This window comes from Micromonospora endolithica, assembly GCF_003626595.1.
GTDB lineage: Bacteria > Actinomycetota > Actinomycetes > Mycobacteriales > Micromonosporaceae > Micromonospora > Micromonospora endolithica.
In genome coordinates this window covers 460,995-479,564 of record NZ_RBAK01000001.1, presented here as the reverse complement: position 1 = coordinate 479,564, position 18,570 = coordinate 460,995, and the positions used below count along the sequence as shown (strand labels likewise).

The 18,570-nt window shown below is 73.5% G+C and carries 13 protein-coding genes; 7 read left to right on the top strand and 6 right to left on the bottom strand.

The features are described 5' to 3' along the window. Position 1: 1 nt before the first annotated feature. From D7223_RS02120 to D7223_RS02110, 3 genes are all read left to right on the top strand, one after another. Positions 2-1,111: an SPFH domain-containing protein gene (locus tag D7223_RS02120; protein ID WP_120724187.1), complete on the top strand. Its 1,110-nt coding sequence runs from the start codon at positions 2-4 to the stop codon at positions 1,109-1,111. Between the two features lie 127 nt (positions 1,112-1,238). Beyond that, positions 1,239-2,021 carry a hypothetical protein gene (locus D7223_RS02115; protein ID WP_120724185.1) on the top strand — a complete coding sequence of 261 codons (783 nt, stop codon included), beginning with the start codon at positions 1,239-1,241 and terminating at the stop codon, positions 2,019-2,021. A gap of 367 nt (positions 2,022-2,388) precedes the next feature. Further along, entirely contained in the window at positions 2,389-4,587 is a 2,199-nt protein-coding gene (locus tag D7223_RS02110; protein WP_120724183.1) for a transglycosylase domain-containing protein, read from the top strand. Between the two features lie 133 nt (positions 4,588-4,720). Here D7223_RS02110 and D7223_RS02105 read toward each other — a convergent pair whose 3' ends face one another. Beyond that, entirely contained in the window at positions 4,721-6,160 is a 1,440-nt protein-coding gene (locus D7223_RS02105; protein ID WP_120724181.1) for an endo-1,4-beta-xylanase, read from the bottom strand. A 237-nt stretch (positions 6,161-6,397) separates the two neighbouring features. Between D7223_RS02105 and D7223_RS02100 the strand changes: the two genes are divergently transcribed. Together D7223_RS02100 and D7223_RS02095 are read left to right on the top strand one after the other, a co-directional pair. After that, on the top strand, positions 6,398-7,270 hold the full coding sequence (locus D7223_RS02100) for a TrmH family RNA methyltransferase (protein WP_238161638.1): 873 nt from the start codon (positions 6,398-6,400) through the stop codon (positions 7,268-7,270). Between the two features lie 54 nt (positions 7,271-7,324). Beyond that, on the top strand, positions 7,325-9,043 hold the full coding sequence (locus D7223_RS02095) for a PucR family transcriptional regulator (protein ID WP_475037696.1): 1,719 nt from the start codon (positions 7,325-7,327) through the stop codon (positions 9,041-9,043). Between the two features lie 50 nt (positions 9,044-9,093). Here D7223_RS02095 and D7223_RS02090 read toward each other — a convergent pair whose 3' ends face one another. Both D7223_RS02090 and D7223_RS02085 read right to left on the bottom strand, forming a co-directional pair. Then, positions 9,094-9,912 (bottom strand): ABC transporter permease, encoded by an 819-nt coding sequence (locus tag D7223_RS02090; RefSeq protein ID WP_120724176.1) that lies wholly within the window; start codon positions 9,910-9,912, stop codon positions 9,094-9,096. Continuing rightward, positions 9,909-10,886, bottom strand: a complete 978-nt coding sequence (locus tag D7223_RS02085; RefSeq protein ID WP_120724174.1) for an ATP-binding cassette domain-containing protein — start codon at positions 10,884-10,886, stop codon at positions 9,909-9,911. Before D7223_RS02085 ends, D7223_RS02090 begins: the two co-directional genes overlap by 4 nt. Positions 10,887-10,939: 53 nt before the next feature. On the opposite strand from D7223_RS02085, the gene D7223_RS02080 reads away from it, so the two are divergent. After that, a complete protein-coding gene (locus D7223_RS02080; protein WP_120724172.1) occupies positions 10,940-11,683 on the top strand; it encodes a TetR/AcrR family transcriptional regulator in 744 nt (247 codons plus the stop codon). A gap of 102 nt (positions 11,684-11,785) precedes the next feature. On the opposite strand, the gene D7223_RS02075 is transcribed toward D7223_RS02080, so the two are convergent. Continuing rightward, the gene (locus D7223_RS02075; protein WP_120724170.1) at positions 11,786-13,135 is read right to left on the bottom strand and encodes a MurL-like N-terminal domain-containing; all 1,350 of its coding nucleotides are present in this window, start codon (positions 13,133-13,135) and stop codon (positions 11,786-11,788) included. Between the two features lie 89 nt (positions 13,136-13,224). Between D7223_RS02075 and murD the strand changes: the two genes are divergently transcribed. Beyond that, a complete protein-coding gene (murD, locus tag D7223_RS02070; RefSeq protein ID WP_120724168.1) occupies positions 13,225-14,574 on the top strand; it encodes a UDP-N-acetylmuramoyl-L-alanine--D-glutamate ligase in 1,350 nt (449 codons plus the stop codon). Between the two features lie 14 nt (positions 14,575-14,588). Here the strand turns inward: murD and D7223_RS02065 are convergent, their stop codons facing one another. Both D7223_RS02065 and D7223_RS02060 read right to left on the bottom strand, forming a co-directional pair. After that, entirely contained in the window at positions 14,589-17,186 is a 2,598-nt protein-coding gene (locus tag D7223_RS02065) for an MXAN_6230/SCO0854 family RING domain-containing protein (RefSeq protein ID WP_202864572.1), read from the bottom strand. A gap of 217 nt (positions 17,187-17,403) precedes the next feature. Then, on the bottom strand, positions 17,404-18,351 hold the full coding sequence (locus tag D7223_RS02060) for a hypothetical protein (RefSeq protein ID WP_120724166.1): 948 nt from the start codon (positions 18,349-18,351) through the stop codon (positions 17,404-17,406). Between the last annotated feature and the right edge of the window lie 219 nt (positions 18,352-18,570).

Sequence of the window (18,570 nt, the reverse complement as noted above, 5' to 3'; positions counted from 1 at the left end):
CATGGAATTCGTTCTCCCGGCCCTCCTGATAGCCATCGCGCTGGTCGCGGTGATCACCCTGGCCAAGGCGGTACGCATCGTGCCGCAGCAGCGCCAGGATGTCGTCGAGCGACTCGGCAAGTACAAGCGCACCCTGAACCCGGGCCTGAACGTCCTGGTCCCGTTCGTCGACGCGGTCCGCACCAAGGTCGACATGCGCGAGCAGGTGGTCAGCTTCCCGCCGCAGCCGGTGATCACCTCGGACAACCTGGTGGTGTCGATCGACACCGTCCTCTACTTCAAGGTGGTCGACGCGGTCCGCGCGACCTACGAGATCTCCAACTTCCTCCAGGCGATCGAGCAGCTCACGGTCACCACCCTGCGTAACGTCATCGGTTCGCTGGACCTGGAGCGGGCGCTGACCAGCCGCGAGGAGATCAACCGGCACCTGTCCGGCGTGCTGGACGAGACGACCGGCCGCTGGGGCATCAAGGTCACCCGGGTGGAGATCAAGGCGATCGAGCCGCCGGCCAGCATCCGTGACTCGATGGAGAAGCAGATGCGCGCCGAGCGGGACCGCCGTGCCGCGATCCTCACCGCCGAGGGGCACAAGCAGTCCCAGATCCTCACCGCCGAGGGTGAGAAGCAGTCCGCGGTGCTGCGCGCCGACGGTGACCGGCAGGCCCGGATCCTCCAGGCCGAGGGCCAGGCGAAGGCGATCCGTACCGTCTTCGACGCGATCCACACCGCCAACCCGAGCCAGAAGGTGCTCGCCTACCAGTACCTCCAGGCCCTGCCGCAGATCGCCCAGGGCAGCGCCAACAAGGTCTGGATCGTGCCGGCCGAGCTGACCAAGGCACTGGAGGGCATGGGCGGCGCGCTCGGTGGCCTCAGCCAGATGGTCGGCGACGCGCCGTCGCCGGAGGCGGCCGACGGGGCGAGCCAGGTCGAGCGCGAGGCGGCGGAGGCGGCGCAGGCCGCGGCGGCCGCGGCCCAGCAGATCCACGACGAGGTACGCGTCGCCGAGGCGCAGGCCACCGGCGGGAAGGCCCCGCAGGGGCTGCCGGCACCCGAGCCGGTCTCCCCGGCCAGCCTGCTGGCCGACCCGTCCGACCAACGCGAACGCGGCTGAGCTAAACGCGAGAACTGCTCACGAGGCGCTCCGGTGCCTGCCACCATCGGTCCTAGGACGGGCGGTGACCAGTCATCGGGGCGCCTCGGCGCGTCCCGCGCCGCCCGCGGAACGGGCGAGGTGCGGCATGAAGGAACCGGCTAAGCGGGCACGCTCCGCGCCCCCGGTCGGGGCACACGACCCCGCCGGGCCGATCGGCACCCGGCGTACCGGCGGGGGATTCGGGGTGCTGCCGTTCGTCGGTGACCCGTTGCCCCCGGGGCCGGCCACCAACGCGAGCTGGGCCTGGTCGCTGCGCCGGCTGGCCCGCGGAGCGGTGTGGCTGCTGCCCGCGTACGCCGTTCTCTACGGGGTGGTGGCGAAGGCGAGCGACGGCGGGGTGGCGACCGACCCGTACCCGGCCGACGGCCGGCCGATCTACCTGATCGCGTGGGTGGCGGCGGTGTGGCTGGGCCTGCTCGCCCTGCTCGCGCTGACCGGCCTGCTCGCCGCGACCCGCAGCCGTTGGTCCGCGGTGGCCGGTCTGCTGGCCAGCATCGCCGGCACGGTGCTGATGCTGCCGTTCGCCGGCCTGGCCGAGGAGACGCCGGTCTTCGGCACCACCGCTCGGATGCTGGTCCTGGTCGGCGCGGGCTGTTACAGCGCGGGATGGCTGCTCACCGGCTGGGCGGTGGCCCGCTCCGGGATGTTCAGCATCGGCGACGGGACCATGCTCATGATCGCCGCGCCGTTGCTCGGTCTGGCCGGCGCGCTGGTCGGGTCGTTGCAGACCTTCGGGGCGATCTTCGTCCTGATCGCCGGCATCGGCATCGCCTACCGCTCCGGTCGCCTGATGCCCCGCGAGATCATCCGGGACGCCACCGCCGCCAGCCTCAGCGCCGCCCCCCAACCCCCCACCCGCCCCACCTGACCGCCCCCACCCGCCCCACCCCGCTCCCGCCTCCCGCCCTCCCGCGCTGCGCCCCGCCCTCCCGCGCTGCGCCCCGCCCTCCCGCGCTGCGCCCCGCCCTCTTGCGCTGCGCCCCGCCCTCTTGCGCTGCGCCCCGCCCTCCCGCGCTGCGCCCCGCCCTCTTGGGCTGATCATGGGGTTGGCGGGTGATTCGGAGATCCAACCACCAGCCAACCCCATGATCAGCGCGGAAGGGGGTGGGTGGAGGCGGGTGAGGGGTGGTCCGCAGCGGGGGGGTGGGAAATTGCTGGTGGGGGGCGGTGAAATTGCTGACAGGTTGGTCGCGGGGGTGGCCGGTTGGCGGCATTCGTGGCAATCCTTGGGGACCATGGGCCCCCGTACGCCGTTGTCGCGGCTGTTCACCGTGCTGCTCGCCGGCGTCGTCGCCGGTCTCGTCCTGGCGGTCGCCGCGCTGCCGGGCAACCTGCTGCTCGGGTTCGCCGCGAAGGCGGCGCTCGGTGGGTACGCCGACCTGCCCGAGGCGTTGCGCACCCCGGCCACGCCGCAGCGCTCCTACCTCTACGCCAACGACGGCAAGACGCTGATCACCACGTTCTACGACGTGAACCGGACCGACGTGCCGTTGGCGGAGATCGCGCCCACGATGCGGCAGGCGATCGTCGCGGCCGAGGACCGCCGGTTCTACGACCACGGCGGCGCGGACCTGCGCGGCCTGGCCCGTGCCCTGGTCGCCAACGTGCGCGGCGGGGAGACCGCCCAGGGTGGCTCGACGCTGACCATGCAGTACGTCCGCAACGTGCTCAAGACCGACCCCGGCCGCACCGCCGAGGAGCGGGCCGCGGCCACCGAGCAGACCGTCGGGCGCAAGCTCCAGGAGATCCGGTACGCCAACGCGCTGGAGCAGCGCCTCGGCAAGGACGAGATCCTCAACCGGTACCTGAACATCGCGTACTTCGGTTCCGGCGCGTACGGCGTCGCGGCGGCCAGCCAGCGCTACTTCGCCAAGTCGCCGGCGCAGCTCACCCTCGCCGAGTCGGCCCTGCTCGCCGGCCTGGTCCAGGCACCCGAGGCGTACAGCCCGATCTCCGGCGACCGGGAGGCGGCGCTGGACCGGCGGGAGTACGTCCTCGACTCGATGGTCGAGACCGGGGCGATCACCGCGGCGCAGGGGGCGGCGGCCAAGGCCGAGAAGCTCACCCTGCGGCCCACCGCCCAGCCCAACGGCTGCACCGCGGTGGCGTCCGGCCACGACGACTGGGGCTTCTTCTGCGACTACCTGCGTACGTGGTGGCTGACCCAGCCGGCCTTCGGCGCCACCGTCGAGGAGCGGGAGCAGGCGCTGCGCCGGGGCGGGTACACCGTGGTCACCTCGCTGGACCCGCAGGTCCAGGCGACCGCGCAGAAGCAGGCCACCCGGGCGTACTCGTACGACAACGCCCGCGCGCTGCCGATCGCGGCCGTGCAGCCGGGCACCGGGCGGGTGCTGGCCATGGCCGTCAACCGGCACTACAGCCTGGCGGAGAACCCGGCCGGGCAGACCAACCACCCGAACACCGTCAACCCGCTGATCTCCGGCGGCCCGGGCGTCGACGGCTACCAGGCCGGCTCCACGTTCAAGCTGTTCACCATGCTGGCCGCGCTGGAGGCCGGCAAGCCCCTGGCCACCGGCTTCGACGCCCCCAGCCGGCTGCCCACCCGCTACCCGGCCGAGGGCGACGGCAGCTGCGACGGCCGCTGGTGCCCGGCCAACGCCAACCCGGAGTGGATGGACGGCTACCGGATGATGTGGGACGGCTTCGGCCGCTCGGTGAACACCTACTTCGTGTGGCTCGCCGAGCAGGTCGGCCCGGCGAAGGTGGTCGAGATGGCGCAGCGCCTAGGCATCCAGTTCCGCGCCGACGCCGACGCCGCGTTCGCCGCCGACAACGCCGGGAACTGGGGCTCGTTCACCCTCGGCGTGGCCGCCACCACCCCGCTGGACCTGGCCAACGCGTACGCGACCGTGGCGGCCGAGGGGACGTACTGCGCGCCGCTGCCGGTGGTCTCGGTGACCGCCGCCGACGGCGAGCGGGTGCCGGTCGGCGAACCCTCCTGCAAGCGGGTGCTGGACGCCGACGTGGCCCGCGCCGCCACCGACGCGGCGCGCTGCCCGGTCGGCCAGCAGTCCGCGTTCGGCCAGTGCGACGGCGGCACCGCCACCTCGGTGAACCGGATCCTCGACGGCCGTCCGGTGGCCGGCAAGACGGGCAGCTCCGAGGAGAACGGCACGGAGAGCTTCGTCGGCTTCACCCCGCAGGTGGCGGTGGCCGGCATCGCCGCCAACCCGGACGACCCGAGCGACTCCGTCGGCGGCGCGGTGCAGGCGAAGGTCATCGACGCGGTCGCCCGGGTGATCGCGACGGCGGTCGACGGCCAGCCGGAGAAGGCCTTCGGGGTGCCCAGCCGCGAGCTGGTGGGCGACCCGCGTCGTCCGGCGCCGCGCCCCGAACCGGAGCGCCGCCCCCAGCGCCCCACCCAGGACGACCCGCTGGCCGATCTGCGCCGCTGGCTCGACCGCCGCGGCTGAGTGGTGTGCAAGGAAGGGCCCCTTGTTAACGCCTGGCGTTGTACAAGGGCCCCTTCCTAACGCCGGGCGTTGTACAAGGGGCGATGCCCGGTGCGGGAGGACCCCGCACCGGGCATCGTTCCGATCGGTCGGGTCAGCCGGCCGAGCAGGTCGGGGTCAGGCTGCCGGCGTTGCCGTTGGCCTGGAACCCGAACTCGGTGGTCTGGCCGGCACCCAGCTGGCCGTTGTAGGCGGCGTTGCGGAACTGGACCGTTCCGCTGTTGCCGCTGGGCGTGGCGCTCCAGGTGTTGACCAGCGACACGCCGCCGGGCAGTGCGATGCCGACCGTCCAGCCGTTGGCGCCGGCCGAGCCCGCGGTCACCCGTACGGTGGCGACGAAGCCGCCGTTCCAGGAGTTCAGCGACACCGAGGCGGTGCAGCCGTTGGGGCCGGGCGGCGGCGTGGAGGGCGGCGGGGTGGTCGGCGGCGGAGTGGTGGGCGGGGGAGTGGTCGGCGGCGGGGTGGTGGGCGGGGGCGTGGTGCCGCCGCTGTTGAGGGCGTTCAGCGTGGCGGTGTAGGCGGGCTTCTTGTTGCCGCTGCCGTCGAAGAGCAGGGGCGTGCCGCCGGAGCGCCACGAGTCGGTGTCCCGGATGCCCCAGACGGTGATGCCGGTGCAGCGGGCGACCGCCAGGCAGGCGCGTACGACCCGGTTGTAGTTGTCCGCCTGGGCCTGGCCGGAGCCCTCGATGTCCAGCTCGGTGATCTGCACGTCGACGCCGAGGGCGGCGAAGCTGGAGATGGTGGTCTGGTAGTTGGCGGGCACCGGGGACTGCGGGTTGAAGTGGGACTGCAGGCCGACGCAGTCGATGGGTACGCCGCGCTGCTTGAAGTCCTGGACCATCCGGTAGACGGCCTGGGTCTTGGCGTGCGTCCAGTCGTCGGTGTTGTAGTCGTTGTAGCAGAGCTTCGCGCCGGGGTCGGCGGCGCGGGCGGCGCGGAAGGCGGCCTCGATCCAGTCGTTGCCGGTGCGCTGGAGGTTGGAGTCGCGGCGGGCGCCGCTGCTGCCGTCGGCGAAGGCCTCGTTCACCACGTCCCAGGAGTCGATCTTGCCACGGTAGTAGGTGGCGACCTGGGTGACGTGGTTGAGCATGGCACTGCGCAGGGCGGTGCCGGACATGTTCTGCATCCAGCCGGGTTGCTGGGAGTGCCAGGCCAGGGTGTGGCCGCGGACCTTCATGCCGTTGGCGCGGGCGTGGTTGACGATGCGGTCGGCGTTGGCGAAGCTGAACTGGTTCTGCTGCGGCTCGGTCGCGTCGATCTTCATTTCGTTCTCGGGCGTGACCGAGTTGAACTCGCGATTCAGGATGCCCACGTACGTGCTGTCGCTGAGCTTGTTCGCCGCGACGGCCGCGCCGAAGTAGCGGCCCGACTCGGCGGCCGAGGCGCCCAGCGTCGTGCCGGCACTGGCCGACGGGGCGAGGGCGACGGTCACGCCGACGAGCGCGCTGGCGACGGCGGCGGTCAGGGCCAGCCGCCGGGCGTTACGCGCCCGACTCGGTCGGTCCTCCGTGCGGGGGACCACGGGATCACTCATGGTGGGTGCCTTCCGGGGGTGAAGTGGTGGGGTGCGGGTGCCGGATCGACGCTGCCCAGGGGCGCCGTCCGTGACCCACGCAGGCCGCCCGGGTGCCTGCGGAAGCTCAGGTGTGGCTGTGCTCATCCGCGAGAGTCGATATTAGTGGAATGTTTCGGGAAACCTCAACCGGCAGTCCCTCGGAGAATCGGCCCGATCTCGCCGTGAAGCAGGACAGGGCGGTATCGAACTTCCGGAATATTACCGGTAACACGCCGGGTGCCCGCCGGTGACCTGCGGCGGGTCCGGCAGAATCGTCCGGTGCCCGTCCACCAGATCATCGACCCGGACGACGAACGGCTCGCCGACTACCGCGCGCTGACCGACGTCGAGCTGCGCACCCGCTGGGAGCCGCCGCACGGCCTGTTCATCGCCGAGGGCGAGCTGGTGCTGCGCCGCGCGCTGCGCGCCGGCTACCCGGCCCGGTCCTACCTGGTGGATGCCAAGCGCGTCGACCAGCTCGCCGACCTGGACACCGGCGAGGCCCCGGTGTACGCGGCCACCCCGGACGTGCTGCAACGCGCCACCGGCTTCCACGTACACCGGGGAGTGCTCGCCTCGTTCCGGCGCAAGCCGCTGCCCACCGCCGCCGAGGTGCTGGCCACCGCCCGCCGGGTGGTGATCCTGGAGGACGTCAACAACCACACCAACGTCGGCGCGATCTTCCGGGCCGTGGCGGGGCTCGGCGTGGACGCGGTGCTCCTCTCCCCGTCCTGCGCCGACCCGCTCTACCGGCGCAGCGTACGGGTCAGCATGGGCGAGGTGTTCGCCGTGCCGTACGCCACCCTGGCGCCCTGGCCGGACGCGCTCGGTGACGTCCGCGCGGCCGGCTTCACGGTGCTGGCGATGACCCCCGCGCCGGACGCGGTGCCGATCCAGCGCCTCGATCCCGCCGCCCGGGCCCGCTCCGCGCTGCTGCTCGGCGCGGAGGGCGCCGGGCTGACCCGGGCGGCGATGGACGGCAGCGACGTACGGGTGGTCATCCCGATGCGGCGCGGCGTCGACTCGCTCAACGTCGCCGCCGCCACCGCGGTGGCCTGCTGGGAGTTGGGCCGCGACGACCCGATGTGAGGGCGCCGGCCGGCCGATCGCGCGGCAGTGGTCACGGACGGTAGCGTGTCGGCCGTGTTCCCTACCGTGCGTGAAGTCCTCGCGTTGGATCCGGTCCGCCACGGCGCCCCGCGCCTGGTCGCCGGCGACGGCGGCCTGGACGCGCCGGTCCGCTGGGTGCACGTGGCCGAGGTACCGGACATCGCCACCCTGCTCAACGGCGGCGAACTGGTGCTCACCACCGGCATCGGCCTGCCCGCCGACGACGCGGGACTGCGCGCCTTCATCGGCGACTTGGCCGACGTGGGAGTGTCCGGCCTGGTGGTCGAGCTGGGCCGCCGGTACGACAGCGGCGTGCCCCGGGTGATGGCCGCCGCCGCCGAACGGCGCGGCCTGCCGCTGGTCGAACTGCGGCGGGCGACCCCGTTCGTCCGGATCACCGAGGCGGTGCACGCGCTGATCGTGGACGCGCAGCTGACCGAGCTGCGGGCCACCGAGGAGATCCACCAGCGGTTCACCGAGCTGTCCGTGGAGGGCGCCGGACCGGGCGAGGTGGTGCGGCAGGCCGCCGAACTGTCCGGCTGCCCGGTGGTGCTGGAGAACCTGTCCCGGCAGGTGCTCGCGTACGACCCGGCGGGGGAGAGCGCCGAGCTGCTGCTCGACGGGTGGGAACAGCACTCGCGGCGGGTCCAGCCGGCCGGGCGGACGGCGTACGACCCGGACAGCGGCTGGCTGGTGACCACCGTCGGCGCCCGGGGCCAGGACTGGGGACGCCTGCTGCTGCGCTGGCCCTCCAGCGGCGACCTGCGCCCCGGCGCCGAGGTGCGGGGGCTCGCGCCGCCGACCCGGCTCACCATCCTGGTCGAGCGGGCCGCCTCCACGTTGGCGCTGGGAAGGCTCATCCGCCGCGACGCCGAGGGACTGGAACGGCAGATCCACCGCACCCTGCTCACCGCGCTGCTCGACCACTCCCGGCCGGTCGACGAGGTGGCGTTGCGGGCCCGGGCGCTCGGCGTGGTGCTGGACCGCCGGCACCTGGTCGGCGTCGTGGTCCGGCACCGGACCGACGACGGCGCCGCGACCGGTGACGGCACGGCGACCGGCGAGCCGGACCCGGAGGCCGGGCCGGCCCGGCTGCGGGACCTGGCCGAGGCGGTCGGTCAGGCGCTGCGGGAGGCAAAACTGACCGCGCTCACCAGCGCCGTCGACGACCAGGCGGTGGGCGCGCTGCTGGCCCTGCCCGGGCCGGCCGCCGAGGACCGGGCGCTGGCCGCGTTCGCCGCCGCGCTGCGCCGGAGCCGCCCCGAACCGACCCGCCCCACCGCTGGGCGGACGACCGGCTCCGGTGCGGTCATCATCGCCGCCGGCACCGGCGTCGGCAGCCCACGCGAGGCGCGCCGCTCGCTGGTCGAGGCGCGGCAGATCGCCGACGCCGCCCGCCGGGACCGCCGGGAACTGCCGGTCTTCCGGCTGCCGCACGTCGGGCTCGCCGGCCTGCTGCACCTGCTGCGGGACGAACCGCGGGTGCAGACGTTCGTCGAGCGCGAGCTGGGTGCCCTGCTGGCGTACGACGCGCAGCACCCCCGGGAGCAGTTGCTCGGCACCCTGCGCGCGTACCTGGACGCCGGCCGGAACAAGTCCGCCGCGGCGGCCGCGGCCCACCTGTCCCGGCCCGCCTTCTACGAACGGCTGGCCCGGATCGGACGCATCCTCGACGTCGACCTCGACTCCGTCGAGGCCTCGCTGTCCCTGCACGTCGCCCTGCTCGCCCTGGACGCCATCCGCACCCCCTGACCGCGCCCCTCGCCCCGGTGACGACCGTGTCCCTCGGTGTCTGGAGGCGTTCAGCGTCCGCTGCGCGTAAAGGCGCGCAGTGACAGCGGGACGAAGATCACCAGCAGCGCGGCCGACCAGAGCAGGACGGCGGTCACCGGATGCGCGAGTGGCCAGGCCACGTTTCCGGACGGGGCGCCCGGGTTGCCGAACAGGTCCCGTGCGGCGGCGGTGAGCGCGCTCACCGGATTCCAGTCGGCCAGGAAGCGCAGCCAGCCCGGCATGCCGTCGGTCGGGACGAACGCGTTCGACAGCATCGTGAACGGCAGGCCGAGCGGCACCAGCGCGTCGGCGACCTGGTCGTTCTTCACCGCCAGGCCCACATAGACGCCCACCCAGCTCAGCGCGTACCGGAGCACGATCATCAGCAGGAACGCCTGGGCCGTGGGGATCAGGCCGCGGTGCGGCTGCCAGCCCACCAGCAGTCCCGCGCTCACCATGATGGCCAGCATCAGCAGGCCGGTCAGCAGGTCGGCACCGGTCTGGCCGAGTGGCACCGCCAAGCGCGCCATCGGCATGGAGCGGAACCGGTCCATCACGCCGCGGGTCGCTTCGGTGGCCATCCTCGTCATGACCCCCAACCACGCGGAGAAGGTCACCATCGCGAACAGGCCGGGCATGAGGTACTCGCGGTAGTCGCCGCCGTCCGGCACCTGGATCGCGCTGCCGAAGACGTACCCGAACAGCACCACCATGATGATCGGGAAGACCAGCGCGGCGACGATCTGCCCAGGTTCCTGCCGCAGCCGTCCCAGCTCCCGGCCGACCAGGGTCAGCCCGTCGGTGAGCGTCCAGCCCAGCCGACGCAGTGGTGAGGTGGGGGCGGTCATCTGACGGGCTCCTTGCGGTCGGTGAGGCGTAGGAACACCTCGTCGAGGGTGGGGCGGCGCAGGCTCACGTCGGCGGCGGCGACTCCGGCGTGGTCGAGCTCGCGCACGATGTCGGCGAGCCGGGGGCCGGTGGCTGGCAGGGCGACGCTGAGCCGGTCGTCGTCGGTCGTCGTTGGTTCGGTGCCGGCCAGGGTGTTCAGGACGGTCATCGCCTCCGGCAGCGCGGCGGGGTCCTCGAGGGTGACGTCGAGGCGGTCCCCGATCGTGGCCTTCAGCGCGTCGGGCGTGCCCGTGGCGATCGCCTGCCCGTGGTCGATCACGGCGATGTGGTCGGCCAGGTGATCGGCTTCGTCCAGATACTGGGTGGTGAGCAGCACCGTGGTGCCGTCGGCCACCAGCTCGCGGATGCTGTCCCAGATTTCGCCGCGGCTGCGCGGATCCAGGCCGGTGGTGGGTTCGTCCAGGAAGAGCACGTCGGGGCGAAGGATGAGGCTGGTGATCAGGTCGAGGCGGCGTCGCATGCCGCCGGAGTAGCCGGCGACCGGGCGATCGGCGTCGTCCATCAGCCCGAAGCGGTCGAGCAGCTCGTCGGCCCGCCGGTGCGCCTCGCGGCGGGACAGGTGGTAGAGGCGCCCGAAGATTCGCAGGTTGCCGCGGCCGGTGAGCTTGTCGTCCACGGCGGCGTACTGGCCCGCGAGCCCGATCCGCTCGCGCACCTTGCCGGCATCGCGGACGACGTCGTATCCGGCGATACGGGCGTGCCCGGCATCGGGGTCGGACAAGGTCGCGAGGATGCGCACCGCGGTCGTCTTCCCCGCGCCGTTGGGCCCCAGCACGCCGCAGACCGTTCCTCTCGGAACGCTCAGGTCCAGCCCTCGCAGCGCACGGGTGTCGCCGAAGGACTTGTGCAGCCCCTCGGCGACCACGATCGGATCCGCCGAGATCCCTACACTGGGTACGTTGTACGCGGTCATGGCGGCCAGATTAGGGTGCTGGGTACGATGTACGCAACCGGGAGGGTGAAGCGGTGGCCGACGCCGAGTACGTGAACATCTGGATGCGACCCGAGCGCCCCTCCCACGGGCCGAAGCCGGCCTACAGCCGCGCGCAGATCACCGAGGCGGCGATCCGGATCGCCGACGCCGAGGGGCTGGAGGCCGCCACCATGCGGCGGATCGCCGCCGAGATCGGCGCCGGCGCGATGTCCCTCTACCGGTACGTCCCGAGCCGCGACGACCTGGTCGAGCTCATGGCCGACCAGGTGCTCGGCGAGATCGACGCCACCGGCATGCCCTCCGGCGACTGGCGCGCCGACCTGACCCGCTACGCCGACGGGCTGCGGGCCATGTGGCTGAGGCATCCCTGGATCGCCACCGTGCAGCGGTCACTCCCCAGCTTCGGCCCCCACCAGCTGCTCCTGATCGAACGGCTGATGGGAGTGCTCGACGCCTTCGTCTCCATCGACGAGAACCTCGGCCTGATAGCCATGCTGAACGGCTACATCGAGGGCACCGTCCGCGAAGAGATCAGCTCGGCCAAGGAGTTCCGCCGCTGCGGGCTCAGCGAGTCGGAGTGGATGGCGCGGAGCTACCCGTACGTCGACCGGCTGGTGAAAAGTGGCAGGTACCCGATCTTCACCAAGATCGTGATGGAGGCGCGCCAGCCGCACCTGAGCCGCGACGACCAGTTCCGGAACGGGCTCCAGCGCGTCCTCGACTGCATCGCGGCTGCCCTTCCCCGCAACGGCGGAGTTCCCGAAGGTGCCGATTGACCTCAAGTCCACTCGCGAACAGTGACGGGATGGACGACATCGGTGTCGACGACATCAACACCGCGCGGGGATTGACCGCTCCGCCCGGCGGGTGGGGATGGGTCAGCTCAGGGCTTCCAGGACCTTCGCGTAGGCGGGGGGGACGTGGTTCGGGCCGCCCGGGGTGAAGACGTCACTCCGGGCCGCCGTCTGCCACGCGGTCTCCGGCACGGCGTCGACCAGGGCGCGGACCACCGGGGCGTCGCGCCACTGGTCCTGCTCGGCGAGCAGGCTCAACGCCACCACCGACTCCTCCACCTCGCCGACGCACTCGAACGGCTTGTGCCCGTCCACGCCGAGCAGTTCCCGGTAGCCCGGGACCTGGGTGTCGTCGGCGAGCAGGTCGCCACCGAAGATGTGGGTGATCCGCTCGCGCGGCATGAACGGTGCCATGGCCAGGAAGACGAACCGGCACTTGGGGCAGTTCCGGCACCAGCGCTCGCTGGCGTCGCGCAGCTTGAACGCCGCGTTGCAGCTGGTCACCACGTCGTCGTAGCGGTCGATCGCGGCGAACAGCCGGGCGATGTGCAGCTCGGACAGGGAGCGCAGCAGCGAGAAGTACGGCTCGGTGAGCCCGGCGTGCTCGGCGAGCGCCGCCCGCAGCAGCCCCTCGGCCTGCACCCCCTTGGACCACTGGTGGTTGATCTCGTGGCCGTTCCAGACCAGGTTCGGGTCGGACGCGGAGCGCTCGTTGGACATCACCACCGGGCCGAGGCCGTGCAGCACGGCGGTGGCGACGGCGATCAGCGAGTTGATCGCGGTGACCGGGATGTGCCCGTTGCGCGCGCCCGCCGCGTTCAGCTCGAACAGCACCGGGTCGATCCGCCGCCGGGCGGCCAGCGGGGTCAGGCCGGACGCCTCGTTCACCGAGACGATCACGTGATTCGGGTTGACCGAGAAGGGCACCGGGTCGAAGCCGGCCCGACGCAGCGCCTCCAGGCTCACGATGGAGTCCTTGCCACCGCCGACGGCGGACAGGGGGCGACGGTCGGAGTCGTCGTACACCCGGGCGGGGGAGACGGTGCCGGCCGGCACCTCCGGCGTCAGCTCCAGCACGTGCGGCAACTGGTTGCGGTACGCGTACTCCGCGAGGCCCTTGGTGTAGACGGCGGTGACCAGGGCGGCGGCGGCCGCGCCCAGCGGCGCCGGCAGCACCAGCCGGTCCGGCGCGGCGGTCTTGTAGTAGCTGACCCCGGCCACCACGTGCAGCAGCTCCAGCACCCGGCCCAGGGTCGCCACCGTGTCGTCCGACGGGGGCGCGTCGGGCAGCGGCAGCGTGACCACCTCGGTGAACCGCTGCTCCCCGTCGGGACCGGTGAGGGCGTAGTCGAACAACACCTCACCGGTGGCGAGGTCGATCGAGTAGGACGGGAAGGTGAAGGCGTCCATCCGCCGGAGCTGCTCGTTGGGCACACGCCATACTAGGCCCTGGTTCACCCCGTCGTGTCCGGGTGTGCCGGACCTGGACCCCTGCCGCAAGGCCGACCTGGAGGAGATCACGCGTGCGCCTGTCTGACCTGCGGGGCCGTACCGTCGCCGTCTGGGGGGCCGGCCGGGAGGGCCGGGCCGCGGTGATCGCGATCGCCGCGCACGGCCCGGCCGACCTGGTCGCGGTCGACGACAGCGCCAACTTCCTCAGCCTGCCGTGGGAGGGTCCGCTGGCCGAGGCCGCGCCGCTGGTCACCGGCGCGGAGGGCTTCGAGCGGCTGGCCGCCGCCGACGTGGTGGTCCGCTCGCCCGGCGTGCCCAACACCCACCCGTGGCTGGTCGAGCTGCGCCACCGGGGGGCGACCGTCACCCAGGGCACCGCGCTGTGGATGGCCGACCACGCCGCCCGCACCGTCGGGGTGACCGGCAGCAAGGGCAAGAGCACCACGTCCAGCCTGATCAGCCACCTGCTGACGGCGGTGGACCGGCCCAACGTGTTCGGCGGCAACATCGGCGTGCCGACGCTGGACCTGCCGGAGGCCGAGCTGTACGTGCTGGAGCTGTCCAGCTACCAGTGCAGCGACCTGACCGACTCGCCCCGGGTGGCGGTGGTCACCGCGCTGTTCCCCGAGCACCTGGACGCGCACGGCGGGGAGCGGGAGTACTACCGGGACAAGCTGAACCTGCTCGCGCACGGCCCGGAGACGGTCGTGGTCAACGGGGCCGACCCGCGGCTCGCCGCCGAGCTGGGTGACCGTCCGGCCGTCCGGGTCGGCGCCCCGGACACCGCGCACGTGGCCCCGGGTCCGGACGGCGCGCCCTGGTTCCACCTCGGCGACCGGCCGCTGTTCGCCCGCGCGGTGCTGCCGCTGGTCGGCCGGCACAACGAGGGCAACCTGTGTGTCGCGCTGGCCGTGCTCGACGCCCTCGGCGTGGACGTGGCCGCCCGCCGGGACACCCTCGCGGTGGCGGTGGCCGAGTTCCAGGGCCTCGCCCACCGGCTCACCGAGATCGCCGACCCGTCCGGCCTCACCTTCGTCGACGACACCCTCGCCACCAGCCCGTACGCGGCCATGCACGCCATCGACGCGTACGACGGACGGCCGTTGACGGTGATCGTCGGCGGCACCGACCGGGGCCTGGACTACACCCCGCTGGCCGAGCACCTCGCGGAACGCGAGATCACCGTGATCGGCATCCCGGACAGCGGGCCCCGGATCGTCGCCGCGCTGGCCGGGCTGCCGAAGGTGCGTACCGAATCGGTCGACGACCTGGTCGACGCGGTCCGGCTGGCCCGCGCGGTGACCGCGCCGGGCGGCGTGGTGCTGCTGTCGCCGGCGGCGCCCAGCTACGGCCGGTTCCGCAACTTCGAGCACCGCTCCGAGGTTTTCGCCCAGGCCGTCCGGGACACCGCCGCGGACTGAGCGTCCCCTGCCGCTCAGTCCGCCGGCGCCAACTCGGCGACCAGGTCGGGCGCGTCGAGCAGGCGCAGGTGCTCGACGTCCAGCCGGGTCCGGTACAGCGCGTAGACCCACGCCCCCTCCGCCACCGGCAGGTCGCCCCGGACCAGCGCCGCGAACCCCGGCGGCGTGGTCGGCGCCGGGCCGACGTCGGCCGGCCCGAGCGCGGTCAGCCGGGCGGTGAAGGACGCGTCGTCCTCGCCCGGATCCCGACGGTAGGTCGCCGTGCCGCCGTCGCGATGCCGCACGACCACCGTGGTCGCCCGGCTGCCGGCGTGCCAGCAGGCCACCTCCCACAGGCTGACCCGCCGCCCGGCGGCGAAGTGCTCGTCGGCCGCGGCGGTGAGCCGGGCCAGCGTGCGCGAGTAGCGGGCCACCGAGTGGTGCGTGCCGGTGCCGGTCATCGCCGCGTCGACCCAGCGCACCGTGCCGGTCCGCACGTCGATGAGCAGGGGCGTGGCCACCTTGCCGGCGCCGGTGAGGTCGAAGCGCTGCTCGACCGCCTTCGGTTCGAAGGGCGCACCCCGCTCCGGGTCGCCCATCAGCCCGGCGAACGCGTCGGTCATGGTCTCGAACGGCACGTCGTTGTAGCTGAACACGACCATCGCCACGTACCGGATGTCCCGCTTGCGCAGCTCGGCCAGGTCGAGGTCGACGAACTCGCTGGCGCCCAGCGGTGCCGGCGCGGACGTCAGGTCCCCGGAGTGCAGTGCCGCGCGGTCGCCGAACCGCAGCCGGGTGTAGTCGCACCAGCCGACGAACCCGCCGTCGTCGGCGACCAGCGCCACCGACAGGTCCAGGTCCACCCGGGTGCCGGCCGGCTCGGTCCAGTGCAGGAACAGCCGCACCCGACGGTCGGAGGGCAGGGGCTGCGCGCTGCCCCGAGGCAGCGTGACGAGCGCGGCCGACGCGGTGCGCTCGGTGAACGGCGCGATCAGGTCGGCCAGACCGGCGTCGAGCACCGCCACCCCGGCCGGCGGCAACAGCGCCGCCCGTCGCCGCAGCTCGCCGGTGAGCAGGGCGTCCAACTCGCCGCCGAGGTCGGCCGGCAGCCGGTCGCGCCGGTCCGGCTGCGCCCACAGCCGGGCCCGCCCGCCGCGCGGGAAGAACAGCCGCGTGCCGGCCGGCCAGGTCGCCGCGCGTACCGCGCCCACGGCCGCGAGCAGCACGCCCGGCGAGACGGTACGGACGGCGGTCGCCACCGTCGCCAGCAGCGTTGTCGGATCGTCCACACTCGCCCCCAGCGCGACGACCCGGCGCAGCAGCTCACCCGGCCGCCCGGCCAGCAGCGTGAGCGCCCGGTCGGTGTCGCCGTCGCGCAGCGCCCCCTCGACGCGGCCGGCCCACCGGGTGACCCGGAACCGGTCGCCCTCCAGCCGAACGGACGGTTCGGTGTCGGAAGTGGCGCGCAGCAGCCGACCCAGCGGCGTCGCCGGGTCGGCCCGCGTGCCGCGCAGCACCGCGAAGGCGAGCGCCGCGCGCGGGTGCCGGTCGGCCTGATCGAACGGGTGCAGTGATTCGGCCGCGCGCGACCAGCGGGCATGGTGCCGCAGCAGGTCGTCGGTCAGCGCCGGCAGCGGCAACGCGTCCAGCCGGCCCAGCAGCGCCCGGCGCAACGGCCGGGGCAGCGACCGGTGCCGTGGCGGGGGCGTGACCAGGCCGGCGTCCCCGCCGTGCAGCACCCACAGCAGGCGCAAGGCGTCGGTGGCGGTGCCGACGTAGCGGTCGAGCAGGTCCGCCGTCAGCTCGGCCGACGCCGGCCCGGCGAGCAGCCGACCCAGCACCAGCGCCCGCGTCTCGCGTACCGGGATGTCCGCCGGCAGCCAACCGGCGTCCGCCGGCCCCGCGTGCTCCAGCAGGACCGTCAGGTCCGCCCGGTCGCTGTCGGACAGGGGCGTACGCCGGGCGAGCAGGGACGCCAGTGCCTCGTGCACGGCACGGCCGGTGTCCTCGGCCAGCTCCAGCAGGGCGGCACGGCGTGGCATCGGCAGCGTCCGGCCGCCGCGTGGCGGGGCGGTGACGACGAGGAACGGTCCCTCGCTGTCGATGCGCCGGTGGCAGATCGGGCACCCCGTGTAGCCCTCGTCCCAGCAGGCCGGACAGACCAGGTGCGCGCAGGGCGAGACCGGCAACACGGTGCGCCTGGCTCCACACAGGACACAGGGCTGGTCGGGCTGCTGGAGCAGCAGCGCGAAGACCCGGTCGACGAAGAGCTGGTCGGTGTCGGCCGGCACCCGGCGCGGGAAGTTTCGGAACAGGGGCACGTGCGGGACGTCCGCGCCGACGAGTCGTCCCAGGACGGCGAGCAGGGCCCGGCCGGCGGTCCCGAGCCGGTCGGCGGGCAGTGCGGCGAACCGCGCCCGCAGCCGGGGACCGAGCAGCCAGCCGAGGGCCAGGACGTCGGCCTCCAGCGCGACCACGCCCTCGTGCGTGCTGGGCGGACGCCTCCCGGCCCGCTTGACCTTCCCACCCGGGTCGGTGAGCAGCTCCGGTGCGACCAGACCACGGCGCGCCAACGTGACCGCGAGCCCGTGCGTTGGTGGGGCGGTCGTGCGGGCGGGCACCTGGGTGGTCACGTCACCTCCTGCGGGGGTACGGCAGGCGGCGAGGGCGGAGATCGGGCGCGCTAGAACTTTTTTGCAGAAAAGGGAAAGAAGGAAGCACGCCCAGGAGCCGCCCTCGCCGTGCCGGGGAGGCTACCGGCCGCCGCCCGTGCCACGCAGCCCGGTTTCCGCCCTGCGGCGTTAGGAAGGGACCCTTATAGGACACCAGGCGTTAATAAGGGGCCCTTCCTTACACCAGCAGGGCGCGCATCGAGCGGATGGCCGAGCGGATCTCCTGGAGGTAGCGCCCCGGGGTGAGCGTCGGCTCGGGCAGCACCGCCACGTCGGGCAGCGCCGGGTCGACGCCGACGGTCTCCACCCCGCAGCCGTACGGCAGGGCGAGGGTGCGCAGCGCGTCGCAGTGCTGGAACGGCACGTAGATCGGCGCGGTCACGCAGAGCACCTGGTCGTCGGGGGAGAGCCGGACGTGTCCGGCCCAGAAGCGCTGGGTGTCGGCGGTGTGCGCGCGGCGGCGCTCCGGCTCGCTGGACGGGGCGGCCAGCACCCGGACCGGCGGCAGCCCCGGCGGGTGGTAGGTCCGCGAGGACCACCGGTGGTGCGGGTGCCCGGCGTGGTGGCCGTCCTGCTCGGTGGGAGCGGCCACGCCGAACAGCCGCCGGACGGCCGCGTCCAGCACCGCCACCTCGGTGTCGCCGGCCGGCAGCCCGCCGTCGGCCAGGGTGCGGCGCTCCACGTCGGACAGCGGCCGGAAGCTGCCCAGCACCGCCACCTCGCCGGTGACCCGGGTGCCGGCGCGCAGCAGGTGGGCGGCGTACGCGACGCGGCGCAGGCAGGCGTGCGCGAGGCCGCCCAGCACCACCAGGTGGGCGTAGGTGCCCCGGCGTGGCGGCACGGGGCGCACCAGGCCGAGCGCGGCGGCGGCGTCCAGGACGAGCGCGACGGTGTGCGGGTCGAGGGCCGGTTCCCGGGCGTCCGGGCGTTCCCGGCCGGCCCGGAAGTCCCAGTGCCGGGCGGAGAACGCGTCGAGGGCGGCGAGGACCTCGCTGAGGTCGCCGGTGGGCCAGTCGCCGCCGAAGTGCCCGACCAGCGACCGCAGCGACGGCGCCTGCAGCCATCGCCGTACGCCCTCGGCCACCTCGCCGGGGGCGCTCGGCAGGGCCACGTCCCGGATCCGCACCCGCCGGATGCTACCCGCGACGGCAGCCCGTCCCAGGGATCGGGTCGCGCCGGTCCGTCGCCACGGATCCCGTCTCCGAAGCGTCTCCTCACCACCGTAAACAGGTGTCCGTTGCGTCTCAAGCCCCGGAATTCGTACCCTTCCGGGGTTGACGTGGTGTCAGCGGGATGGTGGGCTCGCGCTACACAGTGACAGTTGTCCCTGGCATGGGGTGATGAG

What these genes read in the sequence shown, in the direction of transcription:
- D7223_RS02120 (WP_120724187.1), top strand. Translation starts at nt 2, where the DNA reads ATGGAATTCGTTCTCCCGGCCCTCCTGATAGCCATCGCGCTGGTCGCG.
- D7223_RS02115 (WP_120724185.1), top strand. Translation starts at nt 1,239, where the DNA reads ATGAAGGAACCGGCTAAGCGGGCACGCTCCGCGCCCCCGGTCGGGGCA.
- D7223_RS02110 (WP_120724183.1), top strand. Translation starts at nt 2,389, where the DNA reads ATGGGCCCCCGTACGCCGTTGTCGCGGCTGTTCACCGTGCTGCTCGCC.
- D7223_RS02105 (WP_120724181.1), bottom strand. Translation starts at nt 6,160, where the DNA reads ATGAGTGATCCCGTGGTCCCCCGCACGGAGGACCGACCGAGTCGGGCG.
- D7223_RS02090 (WP_120724176.1), bottom strand. Translation starts at nt 9,912, where the DNA reads ATGACCGCCCCCACCTCACCACTGCGTCGGCTGGGCTGGACGCTCACC.
- D7223_RS02085 (WP_120724174.1), bottom strand. Translation starts at nt 10,886, where the DNA reads ATGACCGCGTACAACGTACCCAGTGTAGGGATCTCGGCGGATCCGATC.